Here is a 14,540-nt window from a genome sequence, read left to right on the forward strand (position 1 = left end):
ACCTGCGACAATCAAACCCATGACCACGCTCAAGTCGAAGCTGCAGGAAGACCTCAACGCTGCGATCAAGGAGCGCGACGAGCTCCGCTCCTCGACGCTCCGGCTGACGCTCACCGCGATCACCAAGGAGGAGGTCGCGGGGAAGGAGAAGCGCGAGCTCTCCGACGACGAGGTGCAGAAGGTGATCACCCGCGAGGCGAAGAAGCGCCGTGAGGCGGCCGAGGCCTTCGCGCAGGGCGGTCGCGCCGAGAGCGCCGAGCGGGAGAAGGCGGAGGGCGAGGTGCTCGCCGCGTACCTGCCGAAGCAGCTCAGCGACGACGAGCTGAACCGGATCGTCGCCCAGGCCGTCGAGGAGGCGAAGGCGGCAGGGGCGGAGGGGCCGCGGGCCATGGGCGCGGTCATGAAGATCGTGAACCCGAAGGTCGCGGGCCAGGCCGAGGGCGGCCGCGTCGCCGCCGCGGTCAAGAAGCTGCTGGCCGGCTGACCTACTCCGGCCACCGGGAGCGCCGGCCGCCGGGAGCGCCGGCCGCCGGGAGCGCCGGCCGCCGGGAGCCCCAGTCACCAGAAGCCCCGGTCACCAGCCACCCCGACCACCAGCCCCCAGAATCACCCCTCACCAAAACAGCAACGGCCCCTTCACCGCCGTACGAAAGTCATCCGTACGGCAGGAAGGGGCCGCCCCCGTTCCCAGCGCGCCGCGTCAGCCGCGTCCCCCGTTGCCGTTGCCCCCGTTGCCCTGGCCCTGGATGAAGCCATCCGGGATGGAGAACGTGGGGTCCGGCTCGTCGCCGCCGTTCGTGCCGCCGTCGGTCAGGCCGCCGATGAAGCCGTCGTTGTCGCCGTTGTCGTTCCCGTTGCCGTTTCCGTTGCCATTGCCGTTCCCGCGGTCGCGCTCGCGGTCGCGGTCGGGGTTCGGGATGTTGACGAGGTTGAAGTTCTCGACCTGCTTGCCCGACAGGGCGCCGGCCATGGCGTCCTTCCAGATCGGGCCCGGGACCTCACCGCCGTAGACGAGCGGGCGGTAGACGCCGCCGATGGTGATGTTCTTCATCTCGACCTGCTGCGTGGCGCTGCCGACCCAGACGGCGCCCGACATGTTCGGCGTGTAGCCGACGAACCAGGCGTTCTTCCGCTCGTCCGTCGTACCCGTCTTACCCGCGCTCTCGCGGTCGGTGAGGCCGGCCTGCTTGCCCGTACCGGAGTCGACCACGCCGCGCAGCAGCGTGTTCACCGTGTCCGCGGTCTTCTCGCTCATCGCCCGCGAGCACGTCGACTTCGGCACCTCCAGCGACTTCCGGTCGTCGCCGACCTTCTGCGTGATCGACTCGATGGCGACCGGGGTGCAGTACATGCCGCGGGAGGCGAAGGCGGCGTACGCGCTCGCCATCGTCAGCGGAGACAGGCCCACCGAGCCGAGGGCGATGGCGGGCCGCTCGGGCAGCTTGGTGCCGTTGCCCTGCCGGACCTGGAGCTTGTCCGTCATGTTGACCACGGGGCACAGGCCGATGTCGGAGATCATCTGCACGAAGTAGGTGTTGACCGACTTCGCCATGGCGTCCTTCAGCCGGTACGGGCCGACCTCCGACTCGGTCTCGTTCTCGACCTTCGCGCCGTCCTGGTTGGTCCACGGCTTGCTGTCGCACGTCTGGACCGGGCTCGGATACTCCATCTTGTACGGCGACGAGTACTCCTGCGTCGCCGGCCGGCCCTGCTCCAGTGCGGCCGCCGCCACGAACGGCTTGAACGTCGAACCGGTCGGGAAGCCGAAGTTGGAGCCGCCCATGGCCGCGTCGACCGAGTAGTTGTACTCGGTCTCGTTCTTGCCGTAGCCGTACGGCTTCGACTGGCCCATCGCGACGATCTTGCCGGTGCCCGGCTCGACCAGGGTGGCCGCAGCGGCGACCTTGTCGTCCTGGTTGACGTGGTCCTTGAGCGACTCCTCGACCGAGTTCTGCGCCTGCGGGTCGAGTGTCGTACGGATCGTCAGGCCGCCCTGGTTCCAGATCTTCGCCCGCTGCTCGCGGGTCTTGCCGAAGACCGGGTCGCTGCGGAAGACCCGCTCGATGTACTTGCAGAAGAAGCTGGCGCCCTGGACCGCCGTGATGCAGCCGTTCTTGGGCCGGCTGATCTTCAGGCCCAGCGGCTGCTTCATCGCCTCGGCGGCCTCGGCCCGCGAGACGTCGCCGACCTCGGCCATGCGCTGCAGCACGATATTGCGCCGCTTGGTGGCTTCCGTCTCGTCGTTGACCGGGTCGTACCGGCTGGGCGACTGGACGATGCCCGCGAGCAGCGCCGACTCCTGGAGGTTGAGGTCCTTGGCGTGCTTGGAGAAGTAGCGCTGGGCGGCGGCCTCGGCGCCGTAGGCCTGCTGGCCGAAGAACGTGATGTTCAGGTAGTTCTCGAGGATCTTCTTCTTGCCGAGTTCCTCCTCGACCTGGATCGCGTACTTCAGCTCCTTGATCTTGCGGCCGATGGTCTGCTGGGTGGCCTGCGCGACCTTCGTCGGGTCGTCGCCGGCTTCCTCGACGAAGACGTTCTTCACGTACTGCTGCGTGAGCGTGGACGCGCCCTGGGATACGCCGCCGCTCTGGGCGTTCTTGTTGAGCGCGCGCAGGACGCCCTTCAGGTCGACCGCGCCGTGCTGGTAGAAACGCGAGTCCTCGATGGCGACGATCGCCTTCTGCATGAACGGCGAGATGTTCTTGAGGCTGACGACCGTGCGGTCACGCGAGTAGACGGTGGCGAGCTGGCCGCCGTCGGCGTCGAGGATCGTGGTGCGCTGGCTCAGCGGCGGCGTCTTGAGTTGGGCCGGGAGCTCGTCGAAGCTCTCCACCGACCCCTTGGCCGCGAGGCCGAGCGCACCGGCCGCGGGCAGCGCGATGCCGGCCATGACCGCTCCCGCGAGCACACTGACACCGAGGAACTTGGCGGCCTGTTGTGTGGAGGACAGACCACCGCCCGAACGCTTCTTTGGCATAGGGGCAGCCTACGTTCTCATTCGCCGGACACGCGTACAGGCCTTGGCCTAAGCTGCTCTCAACTGTCACAGCTGTAGGGCTACGTATCAATACGTCCGGCGACCCCGAATCGTTCCGGTCGTTCCCCAACTTTTTTGATGGGGACGTGTCCGAATCCGCCTTGTGTGTCACCTGGCGCCCGTTGTGACGCTGTACAAGTGTCCCGTTTTGCCGGGATAGTTACGTATGTCGCCAGCTCACTCCCCCGGGTGATCTGCCGCTTACGCATAGTCCGTTCGGGCCATTCAAGATTGGGCCCGAAGGGGGTGTTGCGCCGTGCCCACCTTCCGTAACGTCCTCAACTGGCGGCGGTGAATATGCCGCTGCCGCCGTGGGGGAGCCTCGATTCGGGAGAGGACGGCGCCGGTATGGGCTGGGTAACCGACTGGAGTGCGCAGGCGGCCTGCCGCACTACCGATCCGGATGAACTGTTCGTTCAAGGAGCAGCGCAGAACAGGGCCAAGGCGGTGTGCACCGGATGCCCGGTGCGCACGGAGTGCCTCGCCGACGCGCTCGACAACCGCGTCGAGTTCGGCGTGTGGGGAGGGATGACGGAGCGGGAACGCCGCGCACTGCTGCGCCGGCGGCCGACCGTCACATCTTGGCGCAGGCTGCTCGAGACCGCGCGTACGGAGTATGAGCGGGGGGCCGGCATTCTGCCTCTCGACGACGACGAGGTGTACGAGCACTACGCGGCGGTGGGCTGAGGCTTTCGGGCCGGCTTTCGGGCGCGGTTGAGCTGTGGGGGTGCCCTCAGGCACCCGTGTTGGGCTCCGGCAGTTCCGGTTGGGCTGCCGCGAGTCGGTTTCCGATGTCCCGCAGGCCCGCGAGGTCGTGTACGTCGCCGGGCAGCGCGGCCACTTCGGCCACCGCCACTTCGGGGTGCAGCGCGGTGAAGCGGTCACGCGTGCGCTGCTCGCGGGAGAGCAGCCGCATGCGCTCGGCGTGCAGCCTCAGCAGGCCTGCCGTGAGTTGTTCGACGGTCCGCTCCTGTTCCGTGTCCTCCGTGTCCCCTGTGTCCTCCGTGGCGGCGGGGGAGCCTTCGTCTTCCGTGGCGGGGGAGCCGTCGTCGGAAGTGGAAGCGGAAGCGGAAGATGGAGATTCGGAAGCGGAAGATTCTGAACTGCCGTACGTGTCGGGAGAGTTACGAAGTACTGTTTTCCCGTCCCCCTGATCCACAATGCGGGGCTCTTCAAGATTTTCCGCGGCGGCGAGCGCCCGCTCGGCCGACAGCCGGTCGGCGCCGCTGCCGTGGACCCGGTTGAGCACCAGACCGGCGAACGGCATGTCCTCGGCAGCCAGCCGCTCCACGAAGTACGCGGCCTCCCGCAGCGCGTCCCGCTCCGGCGCCGCGACCACCAGGAACGCCGTGCCGGGCGCCTGGAGCAGCTTGTACGTCGCGTCCGCGCGCGTGCGGAAGCCGCCGAAGGTCGTGTCCATCGCGGCCACGAAGGTCTGTACGTCCTTCAGGAGCTGTCCGCCGAGCAGCTTGCCGAGAGTGCCGGTCATCATCGACATGCCGACGTTCAGGAACTTCATGCCGGCGCGGCCGCCCAGCTTCGCCGGGGCCGTCAGCAGCCGGATCAGTCGGCCGTCCAGGAAGGAACCGAGGCGCTTGGGCGCGTCCAGGAAGTCCAGCGCCGAGCGGGACGGCGGGGTGTCGACGACGATCAGGTCCCACTCGTCCCTGGCCCGCAGCTGCCCCAGCTTCTCCATCGCCATGTACTCCTGCGTGCCCGCGAAGCCCGCCGAGAGCGACTGGTAGAAGGGGTTGCCCAGGATCGCGGCCGCTCGCTCGCGGTCCGCGTGCGCCTCGACGATCTCGTCGAAGGTGCGCTTCATGTCGAGCATCATGGCGTGCAGTTCGCCCTCGCCATCGACGCCCTTGACCCGGCGCGGGGTGTTGTCCAGCGAGTCGATGCCCATCGACTGGGCGAGCCTGCGGGCCGGGTCGATGGTGAGAACGACCACCTTGCGGCCCCGCTCGGCCGCGCGCAGGCCGAGGGCCGCGGCGGTGGTGGTTTTGCCGACTCCGCCTGAGCCGCAGCACACGATGATGCGGGTCTTCGGGTCGTCGAGGAGGGGGTCGAGTTCGAGTACGCGCGCGGGGGAGAGCGCGGTGGAGAGGTGGTGGGCGTGGGGGTGTGGGTGGGGGTGGGAATGGCGGGGGTTGTCGTTTGGGGGCGCGGGGTCGGGGGCTTGGGGCGGGGTGTGCGGGGTGTGCCCGGGTGCGGAGGTGGGTGGCTGGGGGGCGTCCTGGCGGGGTGCGGAGGTGGGTGGCTGGGGCGCGTCTTGTCGGGGTGCGGACGCGCGTCGCTGGGGCGCGTCTTGTCGGGATGCGGGGGCAGGTGGGGCAGGTGGCTGGGTCGCGTCGTGCCGGGGTGCGGTGTCGTGCTTGTCCGGAGTCATGACATCCCCTGTTCCCGCAGCTCGGTGGCCAGTTCGTACAGACCCGCCAGGTCCATTCCCTCGGCGAGCAGCGGCAGTTCGTGCAGCGGCAGGCCGAGTTCGCTCAGGACGCCCCGCTGTTCGTGCTCCAAGGCGTACCGCTCGGCGTACTCGTCGGCCTGTTCGACGAGCGGATCCACCAGCCGCTCGGCGTGCCCGCCGCGGCGTGCTCCGCCGAGCCCCGCGGACGACAGTGCCCGGGCAACAGAGGAACGCGGCACGGTCCGTACGAGTTCCAGGTCGGCCGCGTCCAACACCTCCGGCCGCACCATGTTCACGATGATCCGTCCGACCGGCAGCCGCGCCGCCCGCAGCTCGGCGATCCCGTCCGCGGTCTCCTGGACGGGCATCTCCTCAAGGAGCGTCACCAGGTGCACGGACGTCTCCGCCGACTTCAGCACCCGCATCACGGCCTGCGCCTGATTGTGTATCGGGCCGATCTTGGCGAGGCCCGCGACCTCGTCGTTGACGTTGAGGAAGCGGGTGATGCGGCCGGTGGGGGGTGCGTCCATGACGACGTAGTCGTAGGCGAACCGGCCTGACTTCTCCTTGCGGCGCACGGCCTCGCACGCCTTGCCGGTGAGGAGTACGTCCCTGAGGCCGGGCGCGATGGTGGTCGCGAAGTCGATCGCGCCGAGCTTTTTCAGGGCCCGGCCTGCGCCGCCCAGTTTGTAGAACATCTGGAGGTAGTCCAGAAGGGCCAGTTCGGGGTCGATGGCGAGGGCATACACCTCCCCGCCCCCGGGAGCGACGGCGATCTTCCGCTCCTCATAAGGCAGCGCTTCCGTTTCGAAGAGCTGCGCGATGCCCTGCCTGCCCTCGACCTCGACGAGAAGCGTCCGCTTCCCTTCCGTTGCGAGGGCCAGCGCGAGGGCCGCGGCGACCGTCGTCTTTCCGGTCCCGCCCTTGCCGCTGACGACTTGGAGCCTGCTCACGTATTCGAGCGTAACCAGTCCGTGCGCGGACTAAGCGGGAGGCTGTGGATAACGTGACCGCGGTCGGCTGTCCGGCTGGTGCGAAGACGTGTGTGGAGCAGCGGCTAAAGTCGGCCGCATGACCAAGTGGGAATACGCAACCGTGCCGCTGCTCGTCCACGCCACGAAGCAGATTCTGGACACCTGGGGCGAGGACGGCTGGGAGCTCGTCCAGGTCGTGCCCGGGCCGAACAACCCTGAGCAGCTCGTGGCCTACCTGAAGCGGGAGAAGCAGGCGTGAGCGCGGTGGAGGCTCGGTTGGCCGAGCTGGGCCTGACGCTGCCGGAGGTGGTGCCGCCGCTCGCGGCGTACCAGCCGGCGGTGCGGTCGGGTGTCTACGTCTACACCTCCGGCCAGCTCCCCATGGTGGAGGGCAAGCTTCCGGTCACCGGCAAGGTGGGTGCGGAGGTTACGGCGGAGGAGGCCAAGGAGCTGGCGCGTACGTGTGCGCTGAATGCCCTGGCTGCCGTGAAGTCCGTCGCGGGTGACCTGGACCGCGTTGCGCGGGTCGTGAAGGTCGTCGGCTTCGTCGCCTCGGCCTCGGACTTCACCGGGCAGCCGGGTGTGGTGAACGGCGCGAGCGAGCTGCTGGGCGAGGTCCTCGGCGACAAGGGTGTGCACGCGCGGAGCGCGGTGGGCGTGGCGGTGCTGCCGCTGGATGCGCCGGTGGAGGTTGAGGTCCAGGTGGAGCTGGTGGGGGAGTAGTTCTGCGGGTGCCTCGGGCGGTTGGGCCGGGGATGCCTGCGGCGGCCTGTGCGGGCTGGGTGGGGGTGCGCGTAGCGCCTGGTGTTTTGTTGCGGGTCGGGGCCGTGGGCGACTGCGGGCCCGCTCAGCTGCGGCAGCCCGTCCCGCCCAGCTGCGGGCATTCGTGCCGCCTAGGGCGGCTCCCGACCCACAGAGGGCGGGCACCCCGTAAGCGCCGGGCTGCGCGACCCACCCCCCCCGCTCAGCCCGCACGCCGGGCACCTTGTAAGCAGACCCCCGGCGACCAGCACTCCGTCGCTCTCGAACATCCGCGCACCAAGAGATAGCCTCCGCCCATGGCAAACGGGCAGTGGTACCCCCAGGAGTGGCCCGACCGCATCCGCGCCCTCGCGGACGGCACCCTCACGCCGGTGTCCCCCAAGAGAGCCGCCACCGTGATGCTCCTCAGGGACACCGACGCCGGCCCCGTCGTCCACATGCTGCGCAGACGCGCCTCCATGGCCTTCGCCGGGGGCGCGTACGCCTATCCGGGCGGCGGCGTGGACCCCCGCGACGACGACCTGCACGTCCGCTGGGCGGGCCCCACGCGCGCGTGGTGGGCGAACAGGCTCGGCGTGGACGAGACCGCGGCCCAGGCGATCGTCTGCGCGGCCGTACGCGAGACGTACGAGGAGGCAGGCGTCCTCCTCGCCGGCCCGACCCCCGACTCCGTGGTCGGCGACACCACGGGCGCGGACTGGGAGGTCGACCGTGCGGCCCTGGTCGACCGTGAGCTGTCCTTCGCGGAGTTCCTGGACCGACGGGGCCTGGTGCTGCGATCGGATCTGCTGGGCGCCTGGACCCGCTGGATCACCCCCGAGTTCGAAGCCCGCCGCTATGACACGTGGTTCTTCGTGGCCGCGCTCCCCGAAGGGCAGCGCACGCGCAACGCCTCCACGGAGGCCGACCGTACGGTGTGGATCCGGCCGGCGGACGCGGCGGCCTCGTACGACAAGGGCGAGCTGCTGATGATGCCGCCCACCATCGCGACCCTGCGCCAGCTGACGTCGTACGGCACCGCCGCCGAGGCGCTCGCCGCGGCTCCCGGACGTGATCTGACGCCCGTCCTGGCGCGGGCGCGGCTGGAGGACGGCGAGATCGTGCTGTCCTGGCCCGGTCACGACGAGTTCACCAAGCACATCCCGACCGGTGGAGCCCCCGCATGACGGACGCAGCAGCCCTTCCCGGCCAGCCACGGGGCGGGGTCCTCGCCGGCCCCGCCACCCCCCGGGCCGTCAACGTCCTCGCGCCCAACGCCTCCGCGATGACCCTGGACGGGACGAACACCTGGATCCTGTCCGAGCACGACTCCGAGCTGGCCGTGGTGGTCGACCCCGGGCCGCTGGACGAAGGACACCTGCGCCATGTCGTCGACACCGCCGAGACGGCCGGCAAGCGTGTCGCCCTCACCCTGCTGACGCACGGCCACCCGGACCACGCCGAGGGCGCCGGCCGCTTCGCCGAGCTGACCGGCACCAAGGTGCGGGCCCTGGACCCGGCGCTGCGGCTGGGCGAGGAGGGGCTGGGCGCCGGGGACGTGGTCCGGGTCGGCGGTCTGGAGCTGAGGGTCGTACCGACCCCGGGGCACACCGCGGACTCCCTGTGCTTCCATCTCCCGGCCGATCAGGCGGTGCTGACCGGCGACACGATCCTGGGGCGCGGTACGACGGTCGTGGCCCACCCCGACGGCCGCCTCGGCGACTATCTGGACTCGCTGCGGCGGCTCAGGTCCCTCACGGTCGACGACGGCGTGCACACGGTGCTCCCGGGCCACGGGCCCGTCCTGGAGGACGCCCAGGGCGCCGTCGAGTTCTACCTCGCCCACCGCGCCCATCGGCTCGCCCAGGTCGAGACGGCCGTGGAGGACGGCTATCGGACACCTGCCGAGGTCGTCGCCCACGTGTACGCGGACGTGGACCGCTCCCTGTGGCCGGCGGCGGAGCTGTCGGTGCGGGCGCAGATGGAGTACCTGGAGGAGCACGGGTTGATCTAGGCCCTGTCGTCACATTCCCGCCGGGCCTAGGGGCGCGCTGTTTTGACGCCGTGCACGCGCGCGTACTCCTCGGCGAGCCATGGGCCGACGTCGTCGACGTAGGACGTGAGATCGGCACGGTCACCGGTCGGCTCGTGGCCGAGGGCTGCCGCCTTGCGCAGTTGCTCCCCGCGCGCGGGGTAGTACGCGGCGAAGGCCTCGGCCATCTCGTGCAGGTCGCTCGTCCAGCCGTTCCAGCGGGGCATGACGAGCGTGAACGCGGTGCGGACGAGGTGTCGGGACATGAAGCGTACGAGGCGGCGGCGGGCCTCGTCGGAGTCGTTCGCCGCGTCGATCCGCTCTCGCCAGCGGGGCAGGAGGAGGGAGAGATCGCCGTTGGTCTCGCGGGCGAGGAGGGAGTCGGGGCGGTAACGCGGGAGGTCTTCGGCCAGGTCCTCGCCCAGCAGCGGGGTGCACAGGCAGGCGACGAACCAGCCCAGGTCGTACCGCTCCGGCTCGCTCAGCAGCCTTGCCCGGCTGAACAGCAGCGTCCCGGCCCCGTCGATCTGCCGGAACTCCTTGTCCAGCGCCTCGTCGAGCGCGCGTGCGCCGTCCCGGTCCGTCTCCGTCGGCTCCTCGCGCAGGGCGACCAGCAGGTCGAGGTCGCTGCGTCCCACGCGCGCGGTGCCGCGCGGAATCGAGCCGTAGAGGTACGCGCTGTGCAGCCGCGTCCCGTAGAGGTCGAGCAGCCGGTCGCGGGCGGCGGCGACGGCCGGGCGGAAGGCGTGGGGGATGCGTCCGAGGGATCCCTCGCGTGCGATGAAGCCCTGGGGGTCGAGCCCGCGGCGGCGAACGTTTTCGGCCATGCGTTCACTGTGCCCCGACAGTACGCCCGAGTCGCCCGGGACCGCTCATTTTCGGCGCCGGTCAGCATCGTCCAGCGACCCGAACGGGGCCCCGTCTCCAAGAGACAGGACCCCGCGGCGTACGGCCAGGACCGGCGTCAGCGCGACCGCTTCGCCAGCCGCTCCACGTCCAGCAGGATCACGGCCCGCGCCTCCAGGCGGAGCCACCCGCGCTGGGCGAAGTCGGCCAGGGCCTTGTTCACCGTCTCGCGGGACGCGCCGACCAGCTGGGCCAGTTCCTCCTGCGTCAGGTCGTGGACGACGTGGATGCCCTCCTCGGACTGCACGCCGAAGCGGCGGGAGAGGTCCAGGAGCGCGCGGGCCACGCGGCCGGGGACGTCCGAGAAGACGAGGTCGGACATCGCGTCGTTGGTGCGGCGCAGTCGGCGGGCGACGGCGCGCAGCAGCGCGGTGGCCACCTCGGGGCGGGCGTTCAGCCAGGGCTGGAGGTCGCCGTGGCCCAGGCCGAGCAGCTTGACCTCGGTCAGCGCGGTGGCGGTCGCGGTGCGCGGGCCCGGGTCGAAGAGCGACAGTTCGCCGATGAGTTCGCCGGGCCCGACGACGGCCAGCATGTTCTCGCGGCCGTCGGGGGACGTACGGTGAAGCTTGACCTTGCCTTCGGTGACGACGTAGAGCCGGTCTCCGGGGTCGCCCTCGTGGAAGAGCGAGTCGCCGCGTGCGAGGGTCACCTCACTCATGGAGGCGCGGAGCTCCGCGGACTGCTCGTCGTCGAGAGCCGCGAAGAGCGGGTTGCGCCGCAGGACGTCGTCCACGAGTTCTCTCCTTGTCGACCTGCTCAGGGGATCTTGCTCCCCTACGTACCAGGGGACCGTGCTCCCCATTTTGCCGGACGGTCCAAACAGTGTGATCTGTCACAAGGATGCCGCACAGGTGTCCCGGGGTACGCGGCAGGGGTCCAATTGGGGGCCGATCTCCAGGGTCCGGGGCGGATGTCAGTGCCGGGCTTTAGGCTGGCCGGGTGTCCAAATCGCCGGTAGAGCACAGGTCCAAGGGGGCTGGGCGGGTGGTTGTACGTCGAGATTCCGCCGTGGGCGAACAAGACCCCGGCGGAGACAGGAAAGCGACGAAAGGGGCGAAGAAGGCTCCGGTGAAGAAGACCGCCTCGGTGAAGAAGACCGCCTCGGTGAAGAAGGCGACCGTCGCGCCCAAGAAGGCCTCGGTCGGCGTCGAGAAGGCCGCCCCCGTGAAGACCGTCGCGGTGAAGCCGTCGAAGAGCGAGTCGCGTACCGCCCTGGTGCGCCGCGCCCGCCGGATCAACCGCGAGCTCGCCGAGGTCTACCCGTACGCCCATCCGGAGCTCGACTTCGACAACCCCTTCCAGCTGATCGTCGCCACGGTCCTGTCCGCCCAGACCACCGACCTCAGGGTCAACCAGACGACGCCCGCCCTCTTCGCCAAGTACCCCACCCCCGAGGACCTGGCCGCGGCCAACCCCGAGGTGGTCGAGGAGATCCTCCGGCCGTGCGGGTTCTTCCGGGCCAAGACCAGGTCCGTCATAGGACTGTCCAAGGCCCTGGTGGACAACCACGGCGGCGAGGTCCCCGGCCGCCTCGAAGACCTCGTCAAACTGCCCGGAGTCGGCCGCAAGACCGCCTTCGTCGTGCTGGGCAACGCCTTCGGGCGGCCCGGCATCACCGTGGACACGCACTTCCAGCGGCTGGTGCGGCGCTGGCGGTGGACCGAGGAGAGCGATCCCGACAAGATCGAGGCCGCCGTCGGCGCGCTCTTCCCCAAGAGCGACTGGACGGACCTCTCGCACCACGTGATCTGGCACGGCCGCCGCATCTGCCACGCCCGCAAGCCCGCCTGCGGTGCCTGCCCCATCGCCCCGCTCTGCCCGGCGTACGGCGAGGGCGAGACGGACCCGGAGAAGGCGAAGAAACTCCTCAAGTACGAGAAGGGCGGCTTCCCGGGCCAGCGCCTGAAGCCCCCGCAGGCCTATCTGGACGCGGGCGGGAAACCCGCGCCCCCGTTGGGGGCCGGATGAGCCGCTCTTGGGTGCGTTCCCAGGAACGATCTCGAGGCCGCCGGCCGTTGGATCCAGCAGAACGACGGGGGTGGCGATGACGCGGGCGAGCAACACACAGGGCGGGCCGGTGACGCTCAGCAAGGAGGGGCTGCCCGCATGGCTGGACCCGGTGGTGCACGCCGTCGAGACGGTCGAGCCGCTGCAGTTGAGCCGTTTCCTGCCGCCGGAGGACGGGGCGGGGCGGCAGTCCGCCGTGCTCGTCCTCTTCGGTGAGGGCGAGCACGGGCCGGAGCTGCTGCTGATGGAGCGGGCGAGCTCGCTGCGTTCGCATGCCGGACAGCCCTCTTTCCCGGGCGGCGCGCTCGATCCGGAGGACGGCGATCCGAAGGCCGACGGACCTCTGAGGGCCGCCCTGCGCGAGGCCGAGGAGGAGACCGGGCTCGATCCGGCCGGCGTCCAGCTCTTCGGCGTGCTGCCCGCGCTGTACATCCCGGTCAGCGGGTTCGTCGTGACACCGGTGCTGGGCTGGTGGCGCGAGCCGAGTCCGGTGGGGGTCGTGGATCCGAACGAGACCGCGCGGGTCTTCACCGTTCCCGTGGCAGATCTCACGGATCCCGACAATCGCGCCACGACCGTTCACCCCAGAGGTCACCGAGGTCCGGCATTTCTGGTCGAATCGGCCCTGGTGTGGGGTTTCACGGCCGGAATCATCGACCGCCTGCTCCATTTCGCAGGCTGGGAGCTGCCCTGGGACCGGGGCAAGGAGGTCCCGCTCGACTGGCACGCATGACAGGGTGATCTCCGTACTGTGTCTTCCCGGGGCCGCGACATCAGCGGCTCCGCCGCGGGCCCCCGGACCCCGGCCGACCTGTGGTGACCGCAAGTGATGAGGCGAGGCTCGAACCGGTGAACGTGCTGGACATCCTGTTGCTGGTCGCCGCCGTGTGGTTTGCGATCGTCGGCTATCGCCAGGGCTTCGTCGTAGGCATCCTGTCGGTGATCGGCTTCCTGGGCGGCGGTCTCGTCGCGGTCTACGCGCTGCCCGTCATCTGGGACGCGCTGACCGACAACGCGGAGGTCGGCACGACCGCCGCCGTCGTCGCGGTCGTCGTCGTCATCGTCTGCGCCTCCGTCGGCCAGGCCCTGACCACCCACCTCGGCAGCAAGCTGCGCCGGTACATCACCTGGTCCCCGGCCCGCGCCCTGGACGCCACCGGCGGCGCGCTGGTCAACGTCGTGGCGATGCTCCTGGTCGCCTGGCTGATCGGCTCCGCCCTCGCGGGCACCACCCTGCCGACGCTCGGCAAGGAGGTCCGCAGCTCCAAGGTGCTGCTCGGCGTCTCCCGGGTGCTGCCCACCCAGGCCGACACCTGGTTCGCGGACTTTTCCTCGGTCCTCGCGCAGAACGGCTTCCCGCAGGTCTTCAGCCCGTTCTCGAACGAGCCGATCACCGACGTACAGCCCCCCGATCCCGCCCTGGCGAACAGCCCCGTGGCCACCCGCGCCCAGCGTTCCATCGTCAAGGTCACGGGGACCGCCCAGAGTTGCGGCAAGGTCCTGGAGGGCACCGGCTTCGTCTTCTCCGACCGCCGGGTCATGACCAACGCGCATGTGGTGGGCGGCGTCGACGAACCCACCGTGCAGATAGGCGGCGAGGGCAGGAAGTACGACGCGACGGTCGTCCTCTACGACTGGGAGCGCGACATCGCCGTACTCGACGTACCGGATCTGAACACGCCCGCGCTGCAGTTCACCTCCGAGGACGCGGCCGGCGGCGACAGCGCGATCGTCGCGGGCTTCCCGGAGAACGGCGCGTACGACGTGCGGGCCGCGCGCGTGCGCGGGCGCATCACGGCCAACGGCCCGGACATCTACCACCGAGGCACCGTCCGCCGCGACGTCTACTCGCTGTACGCGACCGTCCGCCAGGGCAACTCCGGCGGCCCGCTGCTCACCCCCGAAGGGAAGGTGTACGGCGTGGTCTTCGCGAAGTCCCTCGACGACGCCGACACCGGGTACGCGCTCACCTCGGACGAGATCCAGGAGGACATCACCCAGGGGCGCACCGCGAACCAGCAGGTGGACAGCGACAGCTGCGCGCTGTGAACGGGGGCGTCAGCCGCCGGAGTGACGCGAGGCCTCGGAAGGGGTCAGCCGCGAGGGTGACGCAGGCGTACCGAGACCCAGCGGGCCCGGCGGCGCAGAATGCGCGGGATGCCCACCCTCAGGTCCGTGCCGCCCGGCATCTGCGGGGCACCGCCTCGCTGGTGGGAGCTCAGGCCTCCGGCCGAGCGTCGATTGCGTGCTGCGTCACTGTAGTCGTGCGTCCAGCCCATACCCCGACGTCTGCCCCTGCCCCAAGGTCGATAACCGCTTCCACGCCCCCCAATTGGCCTATGCGCCAGGCAATTGGCTGTTCGTAGTACACGTGTTCAGGCTCGGATACCGGGCGCATCGACGCGGTCACCGATCGGGTTCGGGGTCTCTCAA

15 protein-coding genes are annotated in these 14,540 nt (G+C 70.1%); 9 read left to right on the forward strand and 6 right to left on the reverse strand.

Going from position 1 to position 14,540, the window contains the following annotated elements:
- Positions 1-19: 19 nt before the first annotated feature.
- On the forward strand, positions 20-484 hold the full coding sequence (locus Q4V64_RS29145; protein WP_124440305.1) for a GatB/YqeY domain-containing protein: 465 nt from the start codon (positions 20-22) through the stop codon (positions 482-484).
- A gap of 216 nt (positions 485-700) precedes the next feature.
- Here the strand turns inward: Q4V64_RS29145 and Q4V64_RS29150 are convergent, their stop codons facing one another.
- The gene (locus tag Q4V64_RS29150) at positions 701-2,977 is read right to left on the reverse strand and encodes a transglycosylase domain-containing protein (protein WP_124440304.1); all 2,277 of its coding nucleotides are present in this window, start codon (positions 2,975-2,977) and stop codon (positions 701-703) included.
- Between the two features lie 408 nt (positions 2,978-3,385).
- Between Q4V64_RS29150 and wblA the strand changes: the two genes are divergently transcribed.
- Positions 3,386-3,724, forward strand: coding sequence for a transcriptional regulator WblA (wblA, locus tag Q4V64_RS29155; RefSeq protein ID WP_172629207.1), 339 nt, complete (start codon positions 3,386-3,388; stop codon positions 3,722-3,724).
- A 46-nt stretch (positions 3,725-3,770) separates the two neighbouring features.
- Here the strand turns inward: wblA and Q4V64_RS55310 are convergent, their stop codons facing one another.
- Both Q4V64_RS55310 and Q4V64_RS29165 read right to left on the reverse strand, forming a co-directional pair.
- A complete protein-coding gene (locus Q4V64_RS55310; protein WP_348540810.1) occupies positions 3,771-5,426 on the reverse strand; it encodes an ArsA-related P-loop ATPase in 1,656 nt (551 codons plus the stop codon).
- Complete coding sequence (locus Q4V64_RS29165; RefSeq protein ID WP_095751299.1) at positions 5,423-6,400, reverse strand: ArsA-related P-loop ATPase; 978 nt, start codon at positions 6,398-6,400, stop codon at positions 5,423-5,425. The genes Q4V64_RS55310 and Q4V64_RS29165 overlap by 4 nt, the downstream gene beginning before the upstream one ends.
- A 118-nt stretch (positions 6,401-6,518) precedes the next feature.
- Between Q4V64_RS29165 and Q4V64_RS29170 the strand changes: the two genes are divergently transcribed.
- From Q4V64_RS29170 to Q4V64_RS29185, 4 genes are all read left to right on the forward strand, one after another.
- Complete coding sequence (locus Q4V64_RS29170) at positions 6,519-6,680, forward strand: DUF4177 domain-containing protein (protein ID WP_003975360.1); 162 nt, start codon at positions 6,519-6,521, stop codon at positions 6,678-6,680.
- Positions 6,677-7,144: a RidA family protein gene (locus Q4V64_RS29175; RefSeq protein ID WP_124440298.1), complete on the forward strand. Its 468-nt coding sequence runs from the start codon at positions 6,677-6,679 to the stop codon at positions 7,142-7,144. Before Q4V64_RS29170 ends, Q4V64_RS29175 begins: the two co-directional genes overlap by 4 nt.
- Before the next feature lie 335 nt (positions 7,145-7,479).
- Entirely contained in the window at positions 7,480-8,349 is an 870-nt protein-coding gene (locus Q4V64_RS29180) for an NUDIX domain-containing protein (protein ID WP_124440297.1), read from the forward strand.
- Positions 8,346-9,176 carry an MBL fold metallo-hydrolase gene (locus Q4V64_RS29185; protein ID WP_124440296.1) on the forward strand — a complete coding sequence of 277 codons (831 nt, stop codon included), beginning with the start codon at positions 8,346-8,348 and terminating at the stop codon, positions 9,174-9,176. The genes Q4V64_RS29180 and Q4V64_RS29185 overlap by 4 nt, the downstream gene beginning before the upstream one ends.
- Positions 9,177-9,202: 26 nt before the next feature.
- Here the strand turns inward: Q4V64_RS29185 and Q4V64_RS29190 are convergent, their stop codons facing one another.
- On the reverse strand, positions 9,203-10,021 hold the full coding sequence (locus Q4V64_RS29190; RefSeq protein ID WP_124440295.1) for a nucleotidyltransferase domain-containing protein: 819 nt from the start codon (positions 10,019-10,021) through the stop codon (positions 9,203-9,205).
- A gap of 137 nt (positions 10,022-10,158) precedes the next feature.
- Complete coding sequence (locus Q4V64_RS29195) at positions 10,159-10,833, reverse strand: Crp/Fnr family transcriptional regulator (protein ID WP_015658871.1); 675 nt, start codon at positions 10,831-10,833, stop codon at positions 10,159-10,161.
- 335 nt (positions 10,834-11,168) lie between these two features.
- Here Q4V64_RS29195 and nth point away from each other — a divergent pair, with 335 nt between their 5' ends.
- The 3 genes from nth to Q4V64_RS29210 all read left to right on the forward strand — a co-directional run bounded on the left by nth (position 11,169) and on the right by Q4V64_RS29210 (position 14,156).
- Positions 11,169-12,068: an endonuclease III gene (nth, locus tag Q4V64_RS29200; protein WP_253266960.1), complete on the forward strand. Its 900-nt coding sequence runs from the start codon at positions 11,169-11,171 to the stop codon at positions 12,066-12,068.
- Positions 12,069-12,144: 76 nt separating this feature from the next.
- The gene (locus Q4V64_RS29205) at positions 12,145-12,840 is read left to right on the forward strand and encodes a CoA pyrophosphatase (RefSeq protein ID WP_124440293.1); all 696 of its coding nucleotides are present in this window, start codon (positions 12,145-12,147) and stop codon (positions 12,838-12,840) included.
- A 116-nt stretch (positions 12,841-12,956) separates the two neighbouring features.
- A complete protein-coding gene (locus tag Q4V64_RS29210; RefSeq protein ID WP_124440292.1) occupies positions 12,957-14,156 on the forward strand; it encodes a MarP family serine protease in 1,200 nt (399 codons plus the stop codon).
- A gap of 44 nt (positions 14,157-14,200) precedes the next feature.
- Here Q4V64_RS29210 and Q4V64_RS55315 read toward each other — a convergent pair whose 3' ends face one another.
- Positions 14,201-14,386 (reverse strand): hypothetical protein, encoded by a 186-nt coding sequence (locus Q4V64_RS55315; protein ID WP_095751291.1) that lies wholly within the window; start codon positions 14,384-14,386, stop codon positions 14,201-14,203.
- Between the last annotated feature and the right edge of the window lie 154 nt (positions 14,387-14,540).

It is taken from the genome of Streptomyces sp. NL15-2K, assembly GCF_030551255.1.
Taxonomy (GTDB): Bacteria; Actinomycetota; Actinomycetes; order Streptomycetales; family Streptomycetaceae; genus Streptomyces.

Excerpts from the sequence above, each read along its gene's own strand:
- Q4V64_RS29145 (WP_124440305.1), top strand. The coding sequence starts at position 20 with ATGACCACGCTCAAGTCGAAGCTGCAGGAAGACCTCAACGCTGCGATC.
- Q4V64_RS29180 (WP_124440297.1), top strand. The coding sequence starts at position 7,480 with ATGGCAAACGGGCAGTGGTACCCCCAGGAGTGGCCCGACCGCATCCGC.
- Q4V64_RS29170 (WP_003975360.1), top strand. The coding sequence starts at position 6,519 with ATGACCAAGTGGGAATACGCAACCGTGCCGCTGCTCGTCCACGCCACG.
- Q4V64_RS29150 (WP_124440304.1), bottom strand. The coding sequence starts at position 2,977 with ATGCCAAAGAAGCGTTCGGGCGGTGGTCTGTCCTCCACACAACAGGCC.
- Q4V64_RS29190 (WP_124440295.1), bottom strand. The coding sequence starts at position 10,021 with ATGGCCGAAAACGTTCGCCGCCGCGGGCTCGACCCCCAGGGCTTCATC.
- wblA (WP_172629207.1), top strand. The coding sequence starts at position 3,386 with ATGGGCTGGGTAACCGACTGGAGTGCGCAGGCGGCCTGCCGCACTACC.
- Q4V64_RS55310 (WP_348540810.1), bottom strand. The coding sequence starts at position 5,426 with ATGACTCCGGACAAGCACGACACCGCACCCCGGCACGACGCGACCCAG.
- Q4V64_RS29185 (WP_124440296.1), top strand. The coding sequence starts at position 8,346 with ATGACGGACGCAGCAGCCCTTCCCGGCCAGCCACGGGGCGGGGTCCTC.
- Q4V64_RS29205 (WP_124440293.1), top strand. The coding sequence starts at position 12,145 with ATGACGCGGGCGAGCAACACACAGGGCGGGCCGGTGACGCTCAGCAAG.
- Q4V64_RS55315 (WP_095751291.1), bottom strand. The coding sequence starts at position 14,386 with ATGGGCTGGACGCACGACTACAGTGACGCAGCACGCAATCGACGCTCG.